Annotated in this window: 15 protein-coding genes and 2 pseudogenes; 8 read left to right on the top strand and 9 right to left on the bottom strand. The window is 56.7% G+C overall.

Annotated features, from left to right (window positions below):
• Positions 1-3: 3 nt before the first annotated feature.
• The 3 genes from SLW75_RS26975 to SLW75_RS26965 all read right to left on the bottom strand — a co-directional run bounded on the left by SLW75_RS26975 (position 4) and on the right by SLW75_RS26965 (position 2880).
• A complete protein-coding gene (locus tag SLW75_RS26975; RefSeq protein ID WP_410935938.1) occupies positions 4-1056 on the bottom strand; it encodes an alpha/beta hydrolase in 1053 nt (350 codons plus the stop codon).
• Between the two features lie 36 nt (positions 1057-1092).
• On the bottom strand, positions 1093-1845 hold the full coding sequence (locus tag SLW75_RS26970; RefSeq protein ID WP_369317925.1) for a YkgJ family cysteine cluster protein: 753 nt from the start codon (positions 1843-1845) through the stop codon (positions 1093-1095).
• Between the two features lie 129 nt (positions 1846-1974).
• Positions 1975-2880 carry a LysR family transcriptional regulator gene (locus tag SLW75_RS26965; protein ID WP_369317926.1) on the bottom strand — a complete coding sequence of 302 codons (906 nt, stop codon included), beginning with the start codon at positions 2878-2880 and terminating at the stop codon, positions 1975-1977.
• Positions 2881-2981: 101 nt separating this feature from the next.
• Here SLW75_RS26965 and SLW75_RS26960 point away from each other — a divergent pair, with 101 nt between their 5' ends.
• Together SLW75_RS26960 and SLW75_RS26955 are read left to right on the top strand one after the other, a co-directional pair.
• Positions 2982-3458 (top strand): cupin domain-containing protein, encoded by a 477-nt coding sequence (locus tag SLW75_RS26960; RefSeq protein WP_369317927.1) that lies wholly within the window; start codon positions 2982-2984, stop codon positions 3456-3458.
• Positions 3455-4858: an MFS transporter gene (locus SLW75_RS26955; RefSeq protein ID WP_369317928.1), complete on the top strand. Its 1404-nt coding sequence runs from the start codon at positions 3455-3457 to the stop codon at positions 4856-4858. The genes SLW75_RS26960 and SLW75_RS26955 overlap by 4 nt, the downstream gene beginning before the upstream one ends.
• Positions 4859-4873: 15 nt before the next feature.
• Here the strand turns inward: SLW75_RS26955 and SLW75_RS26950 are convergent, their stop codons facing one another.
• The 4 genes from SLW75_RS26950 to paoA are packed head-to-tail and all read right to left on the bottom strand — an operon-like array spanning position 4874 to position 9433.
• On the bottom strand, positions 4874-5650 hold the full coding sequence (locus tag SLW75_RS26950) for a carboxymuconolactone decarboxylase family protein (protein WP_410935937.1): 777 nt from the start codon (positions 5648-5650) through the stop codon (positions 4874-4876).
• Positions 5651-5658: 8 nt separating this feature from the next.
• Positions 5659-7860, bottom strand: coding sequence for an aldehyde oxidoreductase molybdenum-binding subunit PaoC (gene paoC / locus SLW75_RS26945; protein ID WP_369317930.1), 2202 nt, complete (start codon positions 7858-7860; stop codon positions 5659-5661).
• Positions 7857-8813, bottom strand: coding sequence for an FAD binding domain-containing protein (locus tag SLW75_RS26940; RefSeq protein ID WP_369317931.1), 957 nt, complete (start codon positions 8811-8813; stop codon positions 7857-7859). The genes paoC and SLW75_RS26940 overlap by 4 nt, the downstream gene beginning before the upstream one ends.
• Positions 8810-9433: an aldehyde dehydrogenase iron-sulfur subunit PaoA gene (gene paoA / locus SLW75_RS26935; RefSeq protein ID WP_369318162.1), complete on the bottom strand. Its 624-nt coding sequence runs from the start codon at positions 9431-9433 to the stop codon at positions 8810-8812. The genes SLW75_RS26940 and paoA overlap by 4 nt, the downstream gene beginning before the upstream one ends.
• 476 nt (positions 9434-9909) lie before the next feature.
• On the opposite strand from paoA, the pseudogene SLW75_RS26930 reads away from it, so the two are divergent.
• The 6 genes and pseudogenes from SLW75_RS26930 to SLW75_RS26905 form a co-directional block, all read left to right on the top strand.
• Positions 9910-10101: pseudogene (locus tag SLW75_RS26930) on the top strand (hypothetical protein); the annotation flags it as partial.
• A 451-nt stretch (positions 10102-10552) separates the two neighbouring features.
• Entirely contained in the window at positions 10553-11746 is a 1194-nt protein-coding gene (locus SLW75_RS26925; protein WP_369317932.1) for an MFS transporter, read from the top strand.
• A 97-nt stretch (positions 11747-11843) separates the two neighbouring features.
• Positions 11844-13031 (top strand): MFS transporter, encoded by a 1188-nt coding sequence (locus SLW75_RS26920; RefSeq protein WP_369317933.1) that lies wholly within the window; start codon positions 11844-11846, stop codon positions 13029-13031.
• An 862-nt stretch (positions 13032-13893) separates the two neighbouring features.
• A complete protein-coding gene (locus SLW75_RS26915) occupies positions 13894-16494 on the top strand; it encodes a M10 family metallopeptidase C-terminal domain-containing protein (protein ID WP_410935936.1) in 2601 nt (866 codons plus the stop codon).
• A 228-nt stretch (positions 16495-16722) separates the two neighbouring features.
• Positions 16723-17166 carry a GNAT family N-acetyltransferase gene (locus SLW75_RS26910; RefSeq protein ID WP_410935935.1) on the top strand — a complete coding sequence of 148 codons (444 nt, stop codon included), beginning with the start codon at positions 16723-16725 and terminating at the stop codon, positions 17164-17166.
• Positions 17167-17451: 285 nt separating this feature from the next.
• Positions 17452-17982: a glyoxalase superfamily protein gene (locus tag SLW75_RS26905; protein WP_410935934.1), complete on the top strand. Its 531-nt coding sequence runs from the start codon at positions 17452-17454 to the stop codon at positions 17980-17982.
• 481 nt (positions 17983-18463) lie between these two features.
• Here the strand turns inward: SLW75_RS26905 and SLW75_RS26900 are convergent, their stop codons facing one another.
• Positions 18464-18850 (bottom strand): response regulator, encoded by a 387-nt coding sequence (locus SLW75_RS26900; protein WP_410935977.1) that lies wholly within the window; start codon positions 18848-18850, stop codon positions 18464-18466.
• A pseudogene (locus SLW75_RS26895) lies at positions 18833-19321 on the bottom strand (Na+/H+ antiporter NhaA); the annotation flags it as partial. The pseudogene SLW75_RS26895 and the gene SLW75_RS26900, both read right to left, overlap by 18 nt.
• Between the last annotated feature and the right edge of the window lie 233 nt (positions 19322-19554).

Here is a 19554-nt window from a genome sequence, read left to right as displayed (position 1 = left end):
ACCTTAGAGGGTACGCGTATAGAAGGTGTTGAGTTTATCGATGGCGGCACTCACGTATTTGGGAACCCAGTAGGTTTCGATGTGAGTTGCGCCGTCGAGTTTGAACAACTCCTTATCCTTAGTACCAGTCGCTTTGGTAAACGCATCCTCAGTCATGTAAAGACTGTCAGCCTTCGTGCCCGCAATCATTAGCAGAGGTTGCTGAATTAGCGCTATCTGGTCCGTGGCGTCGAAGCGCATCAAGTCAATCAGGCTGCTCGTCGTGTACTTGAATGTTGAGTTTGGGTGGGCATGGGTCTTCCAGTAGTACTCGTAGCCCTGACGATACAAGTCGAAGGGTAGTTTAGCGATTTGTTCATCGCTGAGATTGGCATCCCCTGAATACATAACAGCCCCGCCTGCGACCTCTTGGGCCCTGGCCGCAGAAGCTTGCTGCAGCCGTACTTGTACCGAGTCAAGCTGTGAGTCGACATAGCCATTGCGGCGCACACGTCCCGAATTGAACATGCTCACCGTGGCAACCGCTTTGAATCGTTTGTCCGTTTCGGCGGCGGCCAACGAGTATCCGCCACCACCGCAGATGCCTAGCAGGCCCAGGCGCGTGCTATCGGCGCCATCATACCGAGTGATGAAGTCGGCCATGCCATGAATGTCTTCGATTCGGTAGGCAGGCTTGTCAACGCTTCGCGGCTCACCGCCGCTAGCACCCTGGTAAGCTGCATCGGCGGTGATGGTGAGGTAACCCACTTCAGCTAGACGTTGCGCGTACAGACCTGCAACCTGTTCCTTGACGCCGCCGTTTGGGTGCGCCACTACAATAGTTGGATAATGACCTTTAGGGTCATAGTTAGCCGGAATGTAGACGTTCGCTGCTATATCTAATCCATTAAGTTTATAGCTGACAGGGCGGATATTGACTTTACCCGGTTCGTTTTTAGTAATCGCACCGTCGTAGGCTAACGTGAATGGGTTCTTCTTGTAGTCGGCCGCAAGCAGATCTCCACTTGCTACACCCACCAGCGCTGCAAGCGCAGTATGTCGAAAAAGTTTGCTCATATACACTTTCTCCTTTTCAAGTATGCAGGATTGAAGTCATTTCAGGGCATGAAAGATATAGTTGGGATGTTCGGCCTCATCCAACGCAAGTTGCCCATTCTTCAGCTCATTGCAAAGCGCGGGGCTCGCTACCCGGAGCATCCATGCCCCTAGGTCGCTCTGGTCGCCTTGAAAACTAGACGTTTGGCCATTAACGGCTTCGAGGAACTGATCACGTTCGGGAAAGTGGATGACGAAGGCTTCGGCCTTCCATGCAGCGACATTGATGCCCATCTGATTACAGATCGATATCTTCAGGCCTGCGTCATTCTGGTCTGCCAGCCGAGATGCCTGGATCAGCGAGCTCAGCGCAGGATCTGCGGATGCATCGCTGATAATGATTGTGTTCGGTTCCCACGCTTCGGGCGGGCAATCTTTGGCTTGCGGCTCAAGCTCGATGAAAGGATTGATCTCCATCGGGTAAATACGGCACACGAGCGGGCGATTTTCGTAAATACCGCAAAGGTCATCACGTTGTAGATTGGGGCACTGGGTAAGAGCGTGGGCAGCGAAAATGGCTGTGACCTGCACCTGCGTAGCGCCACATGACACCTGTGCCGATCGCAGCAGACTGTGCTGGTATTCCTGTTCTGAAACCGGCCAATGCGGACGGCTAAAGGCCTCAAGCAGGATTGCCACATCATCGCCACGCTCAAGCCATTGCCTGGTCTCCCCCAGCGTGAGAGGAATGAAGCGTCCTTTGCAGCATGCTCCGCAACCGACACAACTAAAGCGGGTTGGATAGTGCATGTGGACTCTCCGCGAAATAACGATTTCCTAGTACCTCTGGTACCTGTGCAGGAACCCTACGGCATACTAGGGCCAGTAGCATCGTTTGATTAGCCGCTGCGCTGCGCTAGGAGTTATGAGTCGACATCATTAATCAACCAAAGTAGGTCGATAGCGCAACGCTTCGACTAGTAAAGCAAAAGCGGGCGACGCTTGCCGTCTACTTGGGTAGTACAGATGAAATCCTGAATACCAAGGGCTCCAATCTTCAAGCACTACCTGCAGTTGCCCACTGGCGATATATGGCGCTGCTATGTCCTCAGGGATGTAGCTCAGACCGAAGCCATCCAACGCGGCATCCAGCAGTTGATAAACGCCGTTATACGTGATCTGTCCGGCTACACGCACATTCAGTGTTTCCTCATCCTTCTCGAACTCCCATGCATACACTCCCCCGTTAGTCGGCAGGCGCAGGTTGTTGCAAAGATGCTTGGGCAGACAGCGAGGTGTGATGGGTTTTTCCCGATCAGCGAAATAGGCTGGTGAGCCTAAGACCAGCATGCGCAGATCGGGGCCGATGCGCGTCGCAATCATGCCGTCGGCAACCGCCTCGCCGAGTCGTACGCCTGCATCGAAGCCCTGCGCAGCAATGTCGACAAAGCTGTAGTCGCAGCAAACCTCGACCGAAATATCGGGATATTTGGGCAGAAAGTTTTTCAGAACAGGGCGAATGACCAGCTCCAATGCATGGTCCATGGCGTTGATACGAATGTTACCCGCAGGTCTGTCACGCAGATCGCTAAGCGCTGCCAAGGCAAACTCAATCTCCTCAAAGCTAGGCCCTACCGTACTGATGAGTCGCTCTCCTGCCTCAGTCGGTGACACGCTTCGCGTGGTCCGGGTCAACAGCCTCAAACCTAATCTCGCCTCCAAGCCGCGAATCGTATGACTGAGGGCCGACTGGGACACGCCTAGCTTGCCGGCGGCCTTCGTGAAACTGCGTTCCCTCGCTACCGCCAGAAAGGCGAGCAGATCACTAGCATTTTCGCGAAGCATTAATGAATCTCACTCATTGATTTATGTGGATTCTAGTGACTAATAGAATTTACATGTAACTGATAGATTACAAATCTTTGCAAAAGCCTCGGAGATTCGTGATGAAGACACTTGCCGCAGCAGCGCTCTCACTGTCTCTGCTTACCGCTGAAAGCGAAGGTGCCCAGCCCATAAACGTTGTCGTGACACCCGCAGGTTCTCAGCCGTCGGTCGTAGGACCGGCGGAATATTTTACCGGGAAGGTCCGCGTTGATACGCCTTTCAAAGGCACCGGCGGCGCACGTGTAGGTGGCGCAACCGTGACGTTCGAGCCGGGTGCTCGAACTGCCTGGCACACCCATCCGTTGGGTCAGACGCTGATTGTGACTGCAGGAGCGGGGTATGTGCAGCAGCAAGGGCAGGCGCCACAGCGGATCCGTCCGGGCGACACTGTCTGGATACCCCCGCATGTTAAGCATTGGCATGGTGCAGGGCCGGATACCGGGTTGAGCCATATCGCGATTGCCGAGGCATTGGACGGCAAGACCGTCGACTGGCTCGAACAGGTCAGCGATGCGGATTATGGTCAGGCGCAATGATTCCACTGTCTCGCAGCCAGTGGAGAATCCTGCTGGTCATCTTGTGCAGCTATCTGATGATCGTACTGGATACCTCCGTGGTCATTACCGCGTTGCCGCAAATTCGCCAAACGTTCGCGATGAGCACCACAGGCCTGTCATGGGTGCAGAATGCCTACACCCTGGCCTTTGGCGGCTTATTGTTGCTCGGCGCACGTGCCGGGGACATACTCGGTCGCCGCCGCATGTTCGTCACGGGCCTGGGCGTGTTCATGCTCGCCTCGCTGCTGGTGGCAATGGCGCAAAGTCAGTGGTTGCTGGTTTCTGCGCGGGCTCTACAGGGCGCGGGTGCAGCGATTCTTGCGCCGTCCTCTTTGGCGTTGTTGCTGGTCAATTTTGAAGGGCAGCAACGTACCCGTGCGATCGCCTGGTATGGCGCTACCGCCGGCGTCGGCTCAAGTGTCGGCCTGCTTATCGGTGGCGTTCTGACCCAATGGGCATCATGGCGTGTGGGCTTCCTGATCAACCTTCCGCTTGGCTTGGTACTGATATGGGTAACGCTGCGCGTCGTCCGCGAAACGCCTGTGCAACCAAGCACATTCGATTTGGCGGGTGCGTTGCTGTCGACGGTGGGCATGACCAGCCTGGTCTTCGGCATCGTCACTGCCGCCCATGCAGGGTGGAGCGATAAGCACACAGTAATAGGGCTGATCGTTGGCCTCGTTCTACTGTCGATTTTTAGCTTTCATGAAGCGCGAACCCAAGAGCCGATATTGCCGCTGCGTCTGTTCCAGCACCGGGTACGCGCCGGTGCGTACAGCGCTCGACTGTTGTTCCTGGGTGCGATGATGAGCTTTTACTTCTTCACAACTCAGTACCTGCAGGAGGTGCTTGGCTTCAACGCCAGCGAGGCAGGGTTGGCCTTTCTACCGACTACCTTGGCAAACTTCTCCGCCGCCTTGGCCATACCGCGGCTAACCCGCCTGTTTGGAAACGGAGCGTTATTGGCAGGCGCAGTGGCTATGGGATGTGTCGGCATGGTGTGGCTGTCTGGAATACGCGCCGACAACCATTACCTTAGCGTCGTGGTACCGCTGCTACTGATCGGCCTGAGTCAAGGTGCCTGCCTCAGTCCGTTGACCACTGCAGCGATGACCGATGTGCAATCGGCCGACACTGGCGCAGCATCAGGTTTAGTCAACGTCAGCCATCAACTCGGTGGCACCTTAGGGCTCAGCGTGCTAACCGTTGCCTACAGCTATGGAGCGCGTTCCTCGGACTCAATCGAAGCGGTAACGGCGGGTATTTCCATGGCCTTCGTTTGGAGCGCTGTCTTGCTGGTATTGGCGTTGATCGTGGTGCTTGCTCTCATCGTGCGACAAACCCCTGCAAGCGCTGCAGTTGTTCAGGAGCGCGGATAGCTTATAGCCGTATGCTCAGCTCTTTGCCCGGAACTCGAAGACTTCCTTGAATACCGGCACTGCCGACATTGCTTTTGGCCAGCCGACGTAGAACGCCAGGTGTGTCACCACTTCAGAAGCCTCGGTCTTGCTCAGGCCATTGTCCATCGCGCGGCTCAAGTGGAACGGCAACTGTGCGGTCTGGCCCTGTGCGACAAGGGCGGCGACGGTGACCAAGCTACGGTCTCTAGCCGTCAGGCTCGGATCACGCCAAAGGTCTGCGAACAAGACATCGTTGGTGTAATCGCCCAGCTTCGGTGCTACTTCCTCGGTCGCCGATCGCACAGCGGCACGCCGTTTGGCTTCGCTATCTGCGTCCAGACTTAGGGGCTCGGTGATTGCCGGCACGATTTGGTCATGGGCAATGTTGCGCTCGGTAAATACCTGATGGGCCACCCCCGCTGCTGACATCGCGTTCGGCCAGCCTGCGTAAAAAGCAAGATGGGTAATGAGGGCGCTGATCTCGCTCGGCTTTAGACCGTTGTCCAAGCCTAGCTTGATATGGCCAGTCAGCTGTGCACTCTGGCCGTTTGCAATAAGGGCAGAGAGGGTGATCAGACTCCGGTCGCGGCTCGCCAATTGCGGACGCTTCCAGACTTCCCCAAACAGCAGCTGCGTGGTGTAGTCATAGAGCTTTGGCGTGACCTCCTGCACATGGGGCGCAGGCTTGGGGTCCGGCTTGGCTGAGCTAGCTCCAGCCTCGGTCACGGCAGCAAGACACAACGTCGCGAATACGGGTGCAATCAGTCTCATGGTGCCTCTCAGGTGATAGCAATCGGTGGCAGGTGATCAAGGAATTTGTCCAAGGTGATTGGATATTCCCGAACCCGAACTCCAGTGGCGTTATAGACAGCGTTTGCAATGGCCGCAGCGACACCTGAGATGCCAAGCTCCCCTACGCCCTTGGCTTTCATCGGTGATGAGTAAGCATCTACTTCGTCGATGAAAATGACTTCCTGATGCGGAATGTCGGCGTGCACCGGTACTTCATACCCGGCAAGATCGTGGTTAACGAAGAAACCGTGACGCTTGTCGACCACTAATTCCTCCATCAGCGCCGCGCCGGCACCCATGGTCATGGCGCCAATGATCTGGCTGCGCGCGGTCTTGGGATTGAGTATGCGACCGGCAGCGCAGACGGCCAGCATGCGGTCAATACGCACCTCCCCGGTTGCAGCATCGACTCGGACTTGAACGAAATGCGCGCCAAAGGTCTGGTGCTCGCGCTCTTCACGGGCCTTGCCGAACTCCAGGATATCTTCGGCCATCAACGTGCCGTGGCGAGCGACTTCTGCAAGAGACATGCTTTTGCCGCCGCCTCGCACCTGGCCATCCGTGAACTGCGCAGTGGCGGGGTCGATACCGATCGTTTCGGCAATAAGCGTGCGCAGCTTCATGCTGGCGGCATACACTCCGGAGGTGGATGAGTTAGCACCTCGCTGGCCAGCGGAGCCTGCCGACGTAGGGAAGTTAGAATCACCCAGGCGAACCACCACCTTGTCCAGGCTAACACCCAGAGTCTCGGCGGCTGTCTGCCCGAGGATGGTGTAGCTGCCAGTACCGATGTCGGTCATGTCGGTTTCGACTGTGATGAGGCCATGAGCATCCAAATGCACGCGCGCCGCGGAATCGCGGATGGGATTACCGCGAATCGCCGAGGCCATGCCCATGCCTATCAGCCAGCGACCATCGCGCTGGCTGCCTGGAGCGGACGAACGCTGATCCCAGCCGAAATGCTGCGCGCCTATCTCCAGACACTTGATCAGCTCGCGTGTCGAGAATTGCCGGGAAGGTTCTCCCGGCACCACCTGCGTGTCGTTCAAAATGCGCAGTTTGACTGGGTCAATATTCAGGGCCACTGCTAATTCATCCATGGCGCCCTCGAGGGCCATCATTCCAGATGCCTCTCCTGGTGCACGCATCGCATTGCCTTCAGGGAGGTCCAGCACGGCCAAGCGAGCGCGGGTCATGCGGTTGGCACCGGCGTATAGGACTTGGGTCTGAGTGACCGCCTTTTCGTACGGTCCGCCTGGGAGATTGCCGGACAGGGTTTCGTGGCCGATCGCTGTGATAAGTCCTGAGCTATCGGCACCCAAGCGCACGCGCTGGATCGTGGCAGGCCGGTGAGTGGTGTTGTTGAACATCATGGGCCTGGTGAGCGCAACCTTAACCGGCTTGCCGAGCTGACGTGCCGCAACCGATGCCAAGACCGCGTCTGCCAGCACCGATGCCTTTCCCCCGAAACCGCCACCGATGTAAGGCGAAAGCAGGCGGATGTTTTGTGGTGGCACGCCGAGGATCTTCGAAAGGTCGCGCTTGCTCCACGACAGCAGCTGAATCGAGCACCATAACGTCAACTGGTCCCCCTGCCATCGCGCAACGGATGCATGAGGCTCCATCATCGCGTGGGCTTGGTCAGGCGTGGTGTACGTCACGTCGACTTGCACGGTCGCCTGGTTGAAGGCCTGATCGAACTGGCCGATGTCCGTATCGGGCCCGCTTTTAGGAATCTGGGCATTAGGGCGTTCAGCCTCCAGGTCAAATCGGCCTTGGCCTGGTGCATATTCCACTTCGATCAACTGCGCGGCCGAGCGCGCCTCCTCGAAAGTCTGTGCGACCACCATCGCAATTGCCTGATGGTAATGGTCGATGTCCGGGCCACCAAGCGCCCTGGCAGCATTGAACTCACTTTTCCCGAGGGGGCCGGCATTTGCTGCGGTAATGACAACCAGCACGCCCGATGCTTCCTGCGCAGCGTCTGTCTGTATTCGGGCTATACGACCTTTGCCAATACCAGCACCTACGATATAACCGTACACAGCGTCCGGGACCGGCTCATGATTCTCGTAGGCATAGCGAGCAGCGCCCGTAACCTTCAACGGTCCTTCGATTCGATCAAGGGGCTGGCCAATGACTTTCAACTGGTCTATCGGATTGTCACCCGTCGGCGAATCGAACTTCATGACTGAGCCCTCGCTTGGGATAGTACCGACGCCAGTGTTCGTTCCGCCAAGACAATCTTGAAGGCATTGTCATGAGCAGGAGCGGCACCGGCGAGCAGTCTGTCCATGACCGCCTTGGCACCTTTTGGCATCAGCGCGTCAGCAGCTTCCATGCGCCATGGCTTATGAGCGACACCGCCCAGCGCTACCCGGCCGGTTCCGTCGGGCTGAACGATGGTCGCCACCGAGATCAGGGCAAACGCGTACGATGCGCGGTCGCGCACCTTGTGATACAGATGCGCGCCACCTAGCGGCTTGGGCAGCGTAACAGCGGTCACCAGCTCATCTGGGAAAAGGGCTGTTTCGATATTCGGCGTGTTGGCGGGCAGCCGATGGAAGTCGGCTATTGGAATGGAGCGGACACGACCGTGAGCCCGAACAGTCTCAACCGTGGCATCCAGCAAACGCATCGCTACCGCCATGTCGCTTGGATGGGTGGCAATGCAGTTACTGCTCGTGCCGATGATAGCGAGTTGGCGGCTAACCCCCCCAATGGCTGCGCAGCCAGTGCCGGGCTTGCGTTTGTTGCACGCCATGTTGGTATCGTAGAAATAGGGGCAGCGTGTGCGTTGCAGTAAATTGCCTGCCGTCGTCGCGACGTTGCGAAGTTGTCCCGAGGCACCTGCTAGCAGGGCTCTAGAGAGCACCGCGTAATCTTTTCTTACGCGAGCGTCGGCAGCCAGATCGGTGTTGCGTACCAAGGCCCCAATACGCAGCCCGCCTTCGGACGTGGGCTCAATGGTGTCCATCCCCAGTCCGTTCACGTCAATCAAATGCGTGGGGGCTTCGATCTCGAGCTTCATCAGATCCACTAAATTGGTACCCCCGGCAATGAAGCGTGCGCCTTCAAATTGGGCGGCCTGGGTAGCCGCTTCTGCCGGAGATCCGGGGCGCAGATAATTGAACGGCCTCATACGGTCTCCTGCGCGACTTCGGTAATCGCCTCGATAATGTTCGAATAGGCGCCGCAACGGCAGATGTTGCCGCTCATGCGCTCCTGAATCTCCCGGGCGACAAGTCGCGGCGCTTCGGTGAGGTTTTCACTGACATGGCTGGGAATGCCGGCGCGAATCTCTTCAAGAACCGCTACCGCTGAGCAAATTTGCCCTGGCGTGCAATAACCGCATTGATAGCCATCATGTTTGATGAAAGCTGCCTGCATGGGGTGTAGTTTCTCGGTACTGCCCAAGCCCTCAATGGTGGTAATCCTGGAACCTTGATGCATAACGGCCAGCGTCAGACATGAATTGATCCTGGTGCCGTTGGCGATGACGGTGCAAGCGCCGCATTGACCGTGGTCGCACCCTTTCTTGGTGCCGGTCAGGTGCAAATGATCGCGCAATGCATCCAGCAACGTCGTTCGGGTATCAAGTACAAGCGCCTGTGTCGTGCCGTTGATATTGATAACGAGCTGCGATTTGTTTGGTTGCGCGGCGTTGGCGGCACTGGCCTTTGCAGTGATAAATGGGGGCAGAGTAATGGTCGCAGAGGTGACTACCCCTACGATAAGGAATTCGCGCCGGGTCAACGGCATCCTGTCGATCGTATCCACGGTCAGTATTCCTCAGGAAAGCTGTATGGCCTGTTCATGAACAGAGGGGCACGCGTAAAATCGCTCGCCATTGCATCGGTTTCATAGGTGCGTATATCTACCGAACTTAGCGTCTTGTGTGGCTAGCGACTATGCCGTAACCGCGTATAGGCCCATGAGCACCGTTCATGAATGGTTGATGACGCGGTTTAAGCTGGCAATGTGCATGAGATAATTGGGCAAAGTACCGGGCGCGGTCGAGTGATCTGGACACTTCCCAAACACGACATGCATTGAGAACAAAACCACCTAGTTAGGGTTTCACTTAAACCCCACTAGGTCATGGCGCGCCGTCGCTTAGGACAATCATCTAGCCGCATCGGGCGATTGAGCGATACGATTACGGCATAGTGCTATCTGTAACTGGACACGAGCACTATCGGCAAGAAGCCGTTAAGCATGGCCAACAAGGAGAGAACATGAGTCAGCCTTGGCCATACGCCGGCGCCCGCTGGTAGAAATTCGATTTTCATACGCATACCCCAGCATCTAGGGATACGAGTGCTTGGCAAGCTGCGATTAGCCCCCTAACAAGCTGCCCCCCTGAAAAATGGCTACTTAAGTACATGGCCGCCGAAATGGACTGTGTAGCTGTCACCGATCACAGTAATCGGGCGTAAACAGAATGCGACTTCGCAAGCTAGGCAGGGCGAAGCCATCCGGATATTCCACTTACGGCCAATGGCGCGGCACTCAGTGCCAGCTGTTATCTGATTTGGCAACCCCCTACGCTGGTCGAACAGATGAGGTGAGTTGCTATATTTCCATTTGTCGCAGCCGTTATGAATTCCCGAATCACACATTCAATGTCAAGGTTCAGAGATAATCAATGCGCCGTAGTGACCGAGCCTAGAGGTCTCCTTGAATACAATCCGTACACAGGTTGGAGAATAGGGGGCTTGACGCCAAGTCCTGCGGCAAATTGTTCCATGGCTTGAAGCAGATGATGTCGTTTGGGTATATTCCCCAGTAGACATTGTGCTCTACAGCGCTTTGCGTAAGCGTTAACGTCAACCAACGCAACCATAGGGCAAATCCGTCCTTAAGTTGTGAGTGGTCTCTATGACGTCTTCCTCGTCGGCCGTTCGGGCCGGTACATCTGTATTAGCATCATCCTTGCTGCTCGGCATTCTGCTGATCGCTGCCAATTTGCGAGCGCCTATTACGTCGCTTGGCCCAGTATTGGATCAGGTGCAACATTATTTTTCTTTGAGTGCGGCTGCCGCGGGTTTCCTGAACGCGCTTCCACTTCTGATGTTCGCTTCTGCGTCGCCACTGGCTCCATGGCTCACGAGACGCTTCGGCCTTGAACAGGCTTTGTTTGGTGCGCTGTGTCTCATTGCTATGGGCTGCCTAATCCGGTCTAGCGGTACAGCTACCGGACTATGGGTCGGTACGCTTCTCATCGGCGGAGGTATCGCTACAGCCAACGTGCTCATTGTGCCCCTTGTGAAACGGGACTTCCCAACTCACGCAGCGCTGTGTATCGGTCTTTATGCTGCAATTATGGCGTTGATGGCTGCGCTTGCGAGTGGACTGTCAGCGCCTCTGTCCTCGTTATCAGGCTACACGTGGAAGGTATCCTTGGGAGTGTGGTTTGTCCTCGCCCTCGTAGCTATCGTTTGCTGGTTACCTCATCTCCGGCAGGCCCGCGGGCGTGTGGCGATACCAGCGCCACACGCCGCAAAGTCAGTCTGGGGAAGCACGATCGCATGGCAAGTCTCGATGTTTATGGCTTTACAGACTGTGACTTTCTACACCGTGATTGACTGGTACCCCGCGATGGCAAATTCAATAGGAATAGGGGCATCACAGTCGGGCTTGCACCTCTTTGCTTATCAAGCGGTCGCTGTCGTGGCTAACCTTTCCACTTCCGTCGCAATCAAGCGAATGAAAGATCAACGCCTAATGGGATTTCTATGCTCGCTGGCGGTGGCGATCGGTATGGCAGGGCTTGTGTGGGCTCCTTCAATGTCTTTGGTATGGCTGTTGTTTGCAGGCGTCGGGGCAGGTGCGTCTATGGTCACATGCCTGACTTTATTTGGTCTGCGCGTTCGTGATCACCACCAGGCAAGTTCGCTTTCGGCTATGGCACAGTGCGTAGGCTACGGTTTGGGGGCCGCGGGCCCATTCTTGGCAGGCTGGCTTCACAGCGTTTTCGGCACCTGGCAGGAATCGCTTTGGATGCTTTTGGTGGCGGCAGTTCTACAAATCTTCTTTGCCGTAATGGCGGGCCGTAATCGATTCATTGAGTAAAAGCATCACCGGTGCGGGGAGAGGGTTTCAAGGCTCTTCCGGACCGTGGATCCGCGCTCATTTTTCCTATTCTTTCTTCAAGATCAGAGCACTTCATATGTCTATCCAGCAAACACCCGCTTATGTTTTGCCTGTGCGTGCCGCGGTCAAGATGGAGGCTGCCATGGCGTTGGGCAGTTTCGCCATTGGTACGGGTGAGTTCGCCATTATGGGGTTGATGCCAGACATCGCCAGCAATTTGCATCTCAGTGAGCCTCAAGTGGGGCATGCCATCAGTGCCTACGCGTTGGGCGTAATGGTAGGGGCACCGTTGTTGGCGATCCTTGGTGCCAAGATGTTGCGTAAGCATCTTTTAATCCTGCTAATGGTTCTCTACGCGGTGGGCAACCTTGCCACTGCGTATACGCCGACGTTTGGTAGCTTGGTTGCATTTCGATTCATCAGCGGATTACCACACGGAGCGTATTTCGGTATTGCAGCAGTGGTGGCTTCAAGTATGGTGCCGGCGAATAAGCGTGCTGGAGCTGTAGCGCGCGTGATGATGGGGTTAACCCTAGCGATGCTACTTGGTAACCCTGTAGCTACATTTCTGGGGCAGTTCTTCGGCTGGCGTTCGGCGTTCGCGCTCGTAGGCGTCATTGCAGTTGCTACCATTGCCTTGGTGTGGCTCTTTGTTCCTGATCGTCGAGACGAAGTCCGTAGTGATCCACGTAAGGAGTTACAGGCGTTCAAGAAACCTCAGGTTTGGATGGCTCTGTCCATCGCTGCAATCGGCTTTTCAGGTATGTTCTCGGTTTTCAGCTACCTAGCGCCGACGATGCTTGAAGTAACCCGGACGTCCCCAGAGATGATTCCATTTGGGCTCGCAGCATTCGGCTTGGGCGGTATCATCGGCAATATCGTTGGCGGCAAATTGTTTGACCGTTTGCAATTCCGTGCGGTAGGGGTTGTTCTCGTATGGTCTATAGCCGTATTGATGTTCTTCCCTTTAGCCGCAGAATCGACCTGGGGGGTGATGCTGGGTGTTGGTCTAGTCGGGACAATGATTGCTTTAGCCGCTCCGCTTCAGATTCGGTTAATGGACATAGCCCACGAAGCGCCTAGCTTGGCGGCAGCGTCTAACCATGCTGCATTCAATCTTGCAAATGCGTTAGGCCCGTGGTTAGGGGGAATGGCGATCACAGCTGGCTTTGGCTGGACGAGCACTGGCTACATCGGCGCTGCGACCGCACTTGCAGGACTGGCGGTATATCTGATCGCTCGACGCATGAGAGGGGGCGAGTGACAGACTCATGGTTGGAGTTGCCGCCTGATGCAGGCCACATTCAGTAACAGCCACGAGTGCTTGGAGGGCTTGGCGGCCGTCGAGAGGTAAGGCTGCGTGGAACACGTGAGCCGCCCCTCCGCCCCCTGCGCAAGCCAGGCGATGCATTTAGAGATTTCATTTAGAGTGGGCAAAGAAAAAGGCAGGTAATACGCAGTAGGGATGATGGGCGGGGTGCCCGACTGCTGCCGACGACGAAGGGCTGCTTTGGGTCGAAAGCAGCCGGTTAGTTGGACTATGACTGGTCAACGGAGCCCGGGTTGCCGGCCACTAACAACCCTCAGCCTGCTGCAATCTCACCAGCCGGATGAAAATAGGCATTTAACGTAAACCCCGCTACGCGCAGTGAAGACGCAGCAAGATGCCGAAGGGCTGAGCGCGGCTTGAGTCGATAGCCGTCGGCCGTGGATGACCGCTTTCGACCCAAAGCCGACGATCATCTGCTCCTATGAATCGACCAATTGACATAGGCCTAGGGCCGAATGTTCAAACGGCCGCGCCGTCTGGGATTAGACTGATCATTTCTGCCGAAAACGAGTGGCTCTGCTCATGAACAGCATCAGGCCTCCGTGACCTTCTCGGCTACGTGCGCCCAGTGAGAGAGTGAGCTTCTTATTCGCGGTTATGGGCAAAGTCTTCGACACCATGGGGACATCAAGGCGTTGCTGATCTGGCGCCAAGGCGCTGGATTTGGCGGAGTAAAAAATACCGCGATAACGAGCCTTGAACTGGAATACCAGTGGTGGGTCTTAACAAACTGCCGATTATTTATCCGCCCAGTGTGCAGTTGCGCGGACCCTGCTTCACTTATCAAGGAGTTCACGTGGCCACTCTCTTCAATGTGCTTGACTTCGGTGCCAAAGGCGACGGCGTTACGGATGACACCAAGGCGATCCAGAAGGCCATCGACGCTGCGGCCAAGGCGGGGGGCGGCCAGGTGTTCGTGCCTGAGGGTACCTATATCGTCAGCGGCCCCAACGGTGATGGTGGTTGTCTGACCCTGAAGAGCAATGTCTCGCTCAATGGCGAACGCCTGGGGGAAACCACCCTGAAACTCGCCGACGGCTCAAGCGCGGATATTGCCGGGCTGATTCATACGTCCGCCAAGGCCAATACCAGCGGCGCAGCTGTCAGCAACCTGACACTGGACGGCAATAAGGCCCACACCAGCGGGATTGTAGATGGCATCGTCACCGGTAGCGCAGCCGGTGGCACTGCCCATACCACCGGGTTCAGCGTGGCCGGGGTTGAGCTTCAGAACTTCAGCGGCGACGGGCTTCGCGCGCAGGCGCTCACAGCAAATTCCCGGGTAACCGACAGCCTGGCCCATGACAACAACGGCGATGGCTTTTCTACCCAGTTCCAAGCTCAGCCTGTTCGCGCCGATTCCATGGACTTCACGGACAACCAGGCCTACCGCAACGGCGGTGATGGGTTTGACGTGGTGGCCGCATCCAGGGCACCAACGTATCTGACCCTGGCTAACAACCTGGCCCATGACAACGCTGGCAATGGCTTTTTGCTCACAGGTGTAGCGCGGCCTGATGGCGTTAATGGTTACCAACAGTACGGCATCGTCGGCGGCCAGTTCTATAACAACGGCGGTGCGGGCATCCAGGTGCAGGGCTACGAGGCCGGCACGGTGCGCAATGCCGATGTATACGGCAATGGTCACGAAGGTATTGCCCTGCTTGGTACTCTCAACCAGGCGGTGTACGGCAACTACGTGCACAACAACGCCCAGAGCGGCCCGGCCGCAGAAATTTTCGTGGGGCAATACACCAATGCCCAAGGCGTCACCACCGGCGCCGACCCCGCACTTGATCTGGTCAACAACACCATCACCGGCGGCAGCCACTCCACCTATGGGTTGGACGACAGACAGGTCCAGCCCAACGGCAATGATTATCGCGGTATCTATGGCAACGTGATCAGCCACACCCAACTGGGCCTGGCGAGCAATGCCGATTACGTTCATTTGTACACCTCGATGAAGCTCCCGGCCTATACCCTGCTGGGCTCCGACGGCGCTGATCACCTGATCGGTACTGCAGGCGAAGAGGTGTTGCAAGGCGGGCGTGGCCGCGACGTACTCGATGGCGGCGCAGGCAACGACCTGCTGGACGGCGGCCAGGCGGCGGACCGGCTCACCGGGGGCTCGGGTAACGATGTGTTTGTGTACAGCCGTCGGCAGGATAGCTACGCCAGCAGCGCCGGTGATACCCATGACCGCATCCTGGATTTCGACGCCGCCCATGACCAGCTGGATCTTGCCGCCCTGCGCCTGACCGGCCTGGGTGATGGCCATAAGGGCACGCTACTGCTCAGCTACAACGGTGGTAATGACACCACTTACCTACAAAGCCTGGACGCCGATGCCGACGGCTACCGCTTCAAGATCGCCCTGAGCGGCGACTACCAGGATAGCCTCACCGACGCCAATTTCTTTGGTCGTCAGGCCGGTACGTATCTCTCGGACACCATCACCGCCGTGCGTGCCAGCGGCGCCCTGCTAGTGGGGCTTGGGGGTAATGACACACTCATTGGCGGGGTCGGTAATGATCGCCTTGAGGGGGACGCAGGCGCTGACCGTCTGACCGGCAATGAGGGCCGCGACACCTTTGTGTACAAGACGCTGACTGACAGCTATGTCAATGACGCCAGCGGCACTGCCGAGCAGGATCTGCTCATGGACTTCCACCAGGGCCAGGGCGACCGCATCGACGTTTCCGCCCTAGGCTTCACCGGTATCGGCAACGGCCACGGCACCACCCTGACCTGGGCCTACGATGATGCCACCGGCCTGGCCACCATCGAATCCCTAGATGCCGACGCCGCCGGCAACCGTTTTTCTCTGACGACTCTGGACGTCGGTTTCTTGAGCGATGGACGTGGGACGACCGATAACGCCTTTATCTTCGCGCCCTCGATACCCGATCCTGACGGCGACCTTCCGGAAACGGGCGCTAACGGTTTGTTGATACCGGCGCGGTTAATCGGTGGTGAAGGTTATGACGAGATGTACGGCGACGCTGGCAATGATGTCCTGATTGGGGGCGGCAACGGCGATTACCTGTCAGGCGGCTCCGGCGCGGATACCTTCGTGTACCGCAGCATCAGCGACAGCTACCACGGTTCTGCCGACATCATCGCCGACTTGCTGGTATCAGTGGACCGCATCGACGTCTCGGCCCTGGGGTTCACCGGTCTTGGCAACGGCAACGACCACACTCTCAAGGTCGGCTACAGCGCCTCGACCGAGCGCACCTACGTGCAATCCAACCAGGCCGACACCGAAGGCCATCGCTTTGAGGTATCGCTGAAAGGCGATTACACGCAAACCCTCAGCGCCGACAACTTTGTCTTCGCTCCAGACACCACCGAACTGCACCTGATCGGGGTGGCCCAAGCCGAACCTGTGTGAGTGACCGCTTCAGACCCCAAGTTAAGCCTAGGCATATTAGTCTTTAGGTTGGGGTTCGGGGCTTGAATGTTTTGTCGTTGCAAAGACTCGAATGTCCACGACGGCTGCTTTTGGCCGAATGCCGCCTGACGCTTAGCGCTTGCTTTAGGCTTACGACCTAGCCGTGAGGGTTTGCGAAGACAGGCGCGGGCTCCACCATGGTGCCTCACTCTATCGACGGCTAATGAAATGACGCTCCAACTCAGGCAAGGCTGTGTGACTGATCTCCCTGCTATCTACCTAGGTGAGGAGAGCTATATTCGCTGCTGGGAGCCGGGTCATGAAGCTGCATGGCGCTCGCAAATGGAGCGCCACCTGACGCTTTGGGTAGAGAATTTGGACCGACTGACAGTCGCTGTGATGGAGGGTCAGTTCGCGGGCTATGGGTTCTGGGCGCCCGAACAACGCTACGCCGAACTTTGTTCGGTTTACGTAAGGCCAGCCTATCGGCGTCTTGGCGTGGGAAAGGCGCTGCTTGATGCATACCTGTGCGATGCGGCACGGCAGGGTTTTAGGCATTTTCGCTTAAGCGTGCGGCCTGATAACCCCGCGAAGTTTATATACCAGACAGCAGGCTTTTCATGCACCGGCACCGGTAGGAATGACTACTTAACGTACGAGCGTCGGGCTTGACGGTCCGTCATCAGGTATCGCTATGCGTGTTACCGCAAAATTTTTCTTTGCGAACGACAGCTTTCGACCCAAAGCAGACTGATTATTCGTGCCGGAGACATGCAATCGAGACAACTTTCGCTGGTGGGAGCCGCCGTGTATTATCTGGGCGGGCTGATGCTGCCCGCCGCTCGCTCCTGAAAGGAAAGGTGAAAGCATTTCTTCTCCTCCCAAATCCTGTCGCAACTCTTGAGAGTCGAGGTTTGGCAATGCGAGCATCAGAATGCCTCGGTTACAGGAGGAACGATGTTTTCAATCGAACAAGCCAAGCAGATGGCCAAGAGGCTGCGTGCCTCGCTTGAGGCGCGCAATCAAGAGGCGTCTCACTCAACGGCGCTTGAACTGGTAGCACATCAATTGGGCTTCAAGGACTGGAACACCGCGTCTGCGATGCTTCCCTATGAGCTGGCCCAACCCGTTATAAGCTTCGACAAAGCCATCCCGATATTGCGGATGTTTGACGAAGCCAAGGCGCGCCAGTTTTACCTTGATTTTCTAGGGTTCAGCGTCGAATTTGAGCACCGATTTGAAGCAGATCTGCCGCTATACCTGGGAATCAGTCGAAACGGCCTGCAACTCCATCTTTCCGAACATCATGGCGATGCGAGCCCGGGATCGACCGTATTTGTTCCGATGCAAAATATCGAACTGCTGCGCGACGAATTGCTGGGCAAACGCTACGGATACGGACGACCAGATATAGTTCAGCAAGACTGGGGGCAAGTGCTGGAAGTCTACGACCCATTCGGCAATCGAATTCGGTTCTGCCAAAGCTGATCATAGTTTGCGGGCTGGGGAAACCCAGTCCGCTTTGGGTCGGTTGAGACCTGTCACAACCGGCTGCAATGGGTCGAAAGCGGCCGGTCGTGGCTGACCGCTTTCGACCCAAAGCAGCCGTTATCAGGGCAATGGAAATCTGAAGAGTCACGCGTGTCAAGACCTAGGCCACTGCCAAGCCTCTGGGGTCAGCCCGTCGGATGCACATGGGCAGGGGCAAGACCCACCAGATCGATGTGTGCAGCGTTCGCGTCGGCCACGATCAGGTTTTCGGCGGTGAAAGTCTTCTCGACGTTCTTGTCGATACTGATCTCGAACCGGTGGCTATGTCGTTTAACACGCTGGTTGGGCAGTTCAAGCTTTAGAACCGAGGAAAAAATTCAGCCAAACAGTTGTAGGTGCCAGCCTTCTTTCCCAGCCTTGCCTGAATAGAGCAGTGGACGGCACGCAACAAAGCGTACGGACGTTCCACTTCGCTATCTCAGCTGTGGGGAGTGAGCTTGTGACAAAGCTCCCGCAGCTGATCAAGGCCGTACGGCTTTTGTAGCCAATACACGTGATCACCGTCCAAGCTATCAGCAGCGGCATGGAACCCGGATGCCACAACCACAGGCATCAGTGGTAGCAGCGCGTGTACGTTGGGGGCTAGCTGAATCCCATCGATCGTCCCTGGCATTCTGAGGTTGGTAATCAGCAAATCGGCGTTAAAGCCGTAGCTCTGAATGTGATTCCAGGCTGAATCAGCTTCGCAAAACGCCTGGACCTCATGCCCGTCCATTTCCAAGACATCGGTCATGATCGTCTGGCTCTTGCAATCATCGACGACATCGCTGCAATCCTCATCATCGGGCAGAGCAAGAACTCCCACGGCGAACGCGATATCGGTTGCGGTCGGGACTGCCCAACCGTGTGCAGACGCCGTACCCATGTTGTAAGCAAGGTAGATTCCTGCAGGGACTAGCACACCACCCAGTGCCGCACCTAACGGGAGCGTTGCCAGCTTTGCGTTCGACAGAGCGCCGTCTTGGATCTCTTGACGAATCTCCATTCCGACAACGAGAAAGAAGATGGTCATTAAGCCGTCATTGACCAAGAAGTGCAGCGACTGACCCACGCTAATGGATCCGATGGTGATGGCGACTGGGGTGTGCCAGAGGGTTTCATAGGAAAGGCTGGGCGAGCTGTTGGCCCAGAGCATTGCAGCGATAGCGGCGAGTACAAGTACGACGCCGCTGAGGGCTTCGATGTGGCTGAATCGCTCCACCGCAGCCAATGCTCGGCTGGTGAGGATTTGCGGCCGGGGGATGACAGTCGATGCGGGCGTATTTGGCGCAGGCACGGGTATTCCTCACCGGCGGCCCAACCGATATTGAGATTTAACCTGCGGATCAGCACATCGCTTTACGCACCCAGGTGAATTGTACGCACGGGCTAATGGCTATCGCACAGTTTAGAGGATTTCTGCTTCCTGATTCCTGCAGGAAATTGAGACAATGCAGGTCGGCCATCCGGCTGCATGCTTCTCAACGCACAGGTACACCATGGCGCTTAATTCTGATCGCCGGATTACAC

The organism is Pseudomonas sp. W5-01 (genome assembly GCF_046540435.1).
Taxonomy (GTDB): Bacteria; Pseudomonadota; Gammaproteobacteria; order Pseudomonadales; family Pseudomonadaceae; genus Aquipseudomonas; species Aquipseudomonas graminis_B.
This window is presented reverse-complemented; position numbering and strand designations above follow the sequence as displayed.